Here is a 3,612-nt window from a genome sequence, read left to right on the forward strand (position 1 = left end):
ATCAAGAAGCACGGTTTAAGCTCCATATCAGTAAACATGTTGCAATCTGCTTCCTTCATTTGCTCCATGCGATCCATCATAATGTTATACACTAACTCAATTTTCTCGATACATTGGTCTTTGTCGTCTGCTACATTGAAACCATATTTCTTTAGAAAACTAAACTCTACTCGCTTTCCATCACAAACTTCTACTATCCAGTCCTTTTCAAACTGAACAAATATGTTACGCAGCAGTGTAGATTTTCCTGTACCCGAATCACCACAAATAAGCAAATGCGGTGTTGTTGTAAAATCGTAATATGCTATTCCATCAGCCATATATCCTAGAGCCATTCTAAGATCACCTAGTGGCTTGTGAATCACCCTACTAGCATCAATATTGCTATGCTTCAATACTACTGATGCTGTCCCCATCTCTACCTTGAAAGAAGCTGTTTTGTGTTTGAAAGTATGCTCCCATACATCATGCTTTGCTTCCCATTGCTTCCCTGTCTGACCTAACAGCAATTCAAAATCCAGATACAAATTATACTGATCACACCGTATTTTAACTGCTGGATACTCTATCAATTCTCTAATTCTCTTTCCCTCTTTTGTTTCATACTCTCTTTTCTCAATACGAACCAAACCCGAACTTTCTAAAGTGGCTCTAATACCCTGACTGACTCTTCTAGACTCATCAAACCATTCATACTTCTCTTTTCCTTTCAAGTGATAGAAAAGAGCCGTGAAAATACCCGGCTCATTGTCGTAGAATTTCAATTCTCTCATTTTCCAACTCTCCTAACGGTTATAGTCTTGACTGGCTTTGACTTCTTTTTATCAGAACTCTTCTTCCTTGACACTTGCAACCAACTGCCTTTTTCTCTGTTCCAATCTAAGCTGTCAACCTTTAACCAACCAAAACCACTCACGCTACTTCACCTCATCCAGAAAACGCTTTATAGCTTGCTCAACCTCATCTTTATAAACATCCTCAACCTTGTCAGCCAGATAACTTAAAAACGTTTCCAGTTCTTTCTTTTCAACAGCTAATTTCATCATTAAACACCTACTTTTGCTGTTTTCTTTTTCAAATCATAAGCAGTCAATGAATAGTTAATCGTGACAAATCCTGACTTACTGGCAGTACCCCAAATATTCGTTTCAATGCCAATCGCCTCAATTGGTTCCATCATGTTAAATTCCTTCTTATCTCCCATGACCTTGATCGTAATTGCATCACCTTGAACACTAGATGCCACGTTATAGTTATAACCAATAACCTTCTCTGTACGTCTGTTGTCTTTGTATTCATAAACCTCATCACAACCTAGATAAAACAAATCACCAAGTGTCTTCTCTGTATCAATCACTACGTTTTTCATTTTCTTCGTTCTCCTTATTTTTCCGAATGTAATCTCTAACCAAATCAGTAGCAATAGATTTCATGTTTTCTCCTGACTTGGCACAAATAATCTTAAAATCCCGATGTTCTTTCTCTTCCAGTTCCACTCTTAAATACTTCATTCCTGACCAACCTTTCTATATACATATTATCATCAATGTCATTAATGCACAAGTGGCATTTCAAAATTTTTTAACTTTATTTCTAAATTAGCCATATGCACACAAAACACCTTCACACCATTAAAGGAATCCCCTACCTAATAAGTAATTGTGACATAAGGAATCCTCCTATAGTTTGTGGCTAGTCTCCGTTCGGTGAACCCCTTTTCCTCTATCTCGGCTAGATAACGTTTTTGTCTCATTCCTCGTTCCTATTCTGTTTCCTCCGTTCGCCGTGCCATATCCTCGTACCTAACGATGTGCCCGTGAATGGGCTGTTCAGAAAGGGGAGGGGGGGAGTGTACCTCATGAATTCCTCCGAACTAGTTTCCTGTGCAAACCTATTTGACTTAGATTGTTTTGGTCTATTCGTCGCTCCAGCTCCTTTTATATTCTCTCAACCCCTTGTCAAACCTAGCTTCATAAACAAACAAATAAACAAACCTCGTTAGTGCGCATCTATACATAGCAAAGTACGCTAAGTGATGCTCTACACAACGTCGGTTTGTTTATCCTCATGGGTGTTATACCGTTTTTTGTAAATCATGGGTTTCTGCGTCCATAAGTTTACATAGATATGTTAGGAGGATATACTGTAATTGAAGGTTTCGATTATGCAATGCTGTATTGGCAGTACAGCACAAGACATCATTTGATCTTTTCAAATTGTACTCTCGATAGGTAACTAAACCGTGGTATTCGCTCTCATACTGTGAGGTGAATACCTCTTCTTTTTGATCAAATTTGTATTTCCAGAGCCAAGCAGAAGCTTCTTGCCCTCGTAATTCTTTTGGTCGATCTAACCCTTTTGAGCAAAAGTACGACTTTTTCCCCTTAAGCCTTGGGTCATTGAAATCTTTTAGCATGTACTTAATCATATAAGCTCCGATGTTATCCACGTCTTTCTTGTCTTTCCTACCCTTCCCCCTGATTGCATTAATTCCAACGAATCCATGCGACCATAAACGCTCTAACTCTTCGTGCGGTATCCATGGTACGTTACATATCAAATGGTAATGAACCGCTCCTCTTCCGTTCTTGTCTTGGAACTCAACCACCGTAGCATATTTAAAGCTAAAATCAGGTACTTTCTTTTGTATCCATCTGTTAAGACGTTGTATAAACCGCTTAAAACATGGGTTCGTTTGACTTACATCACTTAAATCCTCTACCTCTCCATCTCGAAACGTTAAAGTTACAAATTTGTCTCTAGATGTAAAGTTCTGTAAAATCACTCTTCTCAGTGTCTGTCTTGCCCTGTATACAGCGGATTTTCTATATTCTTTCTGCCTTCTTTCAAAGAGATGTCGGATATTCTCAGGTAGAGAGTTCAATATTTCCAATCTCTTTCGCTCTTTCTCTTCTTCACTTAAATCCAAGTCATCAACCTGTTCAGCTTCTTCCAAGCCTTCCATTAAAATCTCATCAATCTCTTCATCCACTTCTTTTGGAGGTTTTTTAAAGTTGTAATGCACAGGTTTTTCATATTCATATACCTCAACGATATCACCTGATATTACGACCTTGTTATAGCTCTGTGCCATCCTTCAATTTACCCCCTGACTTTGTGAATTTTGATTTTGCGGTCTTATGTGTAGGAACAATCAAGTTAATAAGAGCGTAAAAAATCATTCCTACACCACTCCCTGACAAAAGTTAAAGCGGGGAAAATCACCCCGCCGTCCTACGGTCAATCCTCGTTCCCTCAGGGTCCCTCGTCAACCTTGGACGCCCTACTATTCCACATAAATCTTCATCAAATTGTTTTTGTGAATAGTTTGGTACTGCCATTTCTTTTATTTTCCCATCAATAGAAACGTAACCTCTACCCGTTGACAATTGGGGAATCTTACGATTCTCAGAACCGAAACACATCTCATACGCCGCCTCGCTAGCATCTCCTAAAGCAATCTTGTTTTTCATATTGTCCCTGATGATCGTGTCAATAAATTTCGCATCTGGACGTTGCATAATCAAGATCAAATTAACCCCTGCTGATCGCCCCAGAGTCCCTATAGACGTGACCAACTCCATTACATGCTTCTTCTCATCCTTTTCCAAT

5 protein-coding genes and 1 pseudogene are annotated in these 3,612 nt (G+C 39.0%); all 6 read right to left on the reverse strand.

Going from position 1 to position 3,612, the window contains the following annotated elements:
* Window positions 1-764: hypothetical protein (locus tag BMY74_RS44690; RefSeq protein ID WP_143091982.1), on the reverse strand; the 764-nt coding region annotated here is incomplete at its 3' end.
* A gap of 153 nt (window positions 765-917) precedes the next feature.
* The gene (locus tag BMY74_RS46795) at window positions 918-1,043 is read right to left on the reverse strand and encodes a hypothetical protein (protein ID WP_281245060.1); all 126 of its coding nucleotides are present in this window, start codon (window positions 1,041-1,043) and stop codon (window positions 918-920) included.
* Window positions 1,044-1,045: 2 nt separating this feature from the next.
* On the reverse strand, window positions 1,046-1,369 hold the full coding sequence (locus BMY74_RS44000; RefSeq protein ID WP_089928507.1) for a DUF961 family protein: 324 nt from the start codon (window positions 1,367-1,369) through the stop codon (window positions 1,046-1,048).
* Window positions 1,350-1,496 (reverse strand): hypothetical protein, encoded by a 147-nt coding sequence (locus BMY74_RS44695; protein ID WP_177230236.1) that lies wholly within the window; start codon window positions 1,494-1,496, stop codon window positions 1,350-1,352. The genes BMY74_RS44000 and BMY74_RS44695 overlap by 20 nt, the downstream gene beginning before the upstream one ends.
* Window positions 1,497-2,074: 578 nt before the next feature.
* Window positions 2,075-3,094, reverse strand: coding sequence for a rolling circle replication-associated protein (locus tag BMY74_RS44700; protein ID WP_143091984.1), 1,020 nt, complete (start codon window positions 3,092-3,094; stop codon window positions 2,075-2,077).
* A 127-nt stretch (window positions 3,095-3,221) separates the two neighbouring features.
* A pseudogene (locus tag BMY74_RS44705) lies at window positions 3,222-3,612 on the reverse strand (hypothetical protein); the annotation flags it as partial.

The sequence above is a fragment of the Lentzea albida genome (genome assembly GCF_900111005.1).
In the GTDB taxonomy this organism is placed as follows: domain Bacteria; phylum Actinomycetota; class Actinomycetes; order Mycobacteriales; family Pseudonocardiaceae; genus Lentzea; species Lentzea albida.

Bases quoted from the DNA above. Each gene is read 5' to 3' on its own strand.
- BMY74_RS46795 (WP_281245060.1), bottom strand. From the start codon at position 1,043: ATGAAATTAGCTGTTGAAAAGAAAGAACTGGAAACGTTTTTAAGTTAT.
- BMY74_RS44000 (WP_089928507.1), bottom strand. From the start codon at position 1,369: ATGAAAAACGTAGTGATTGATACAGAGAAGACACTTGGTGATTTGTTT.
- BMY74_RS44700 (WP_143091984.1), bottom strand. From the start codon at position 3,094: ATGGCACAGAGCTATAACAAGGTCGTAATATCAGGTGATATCGTTGAG.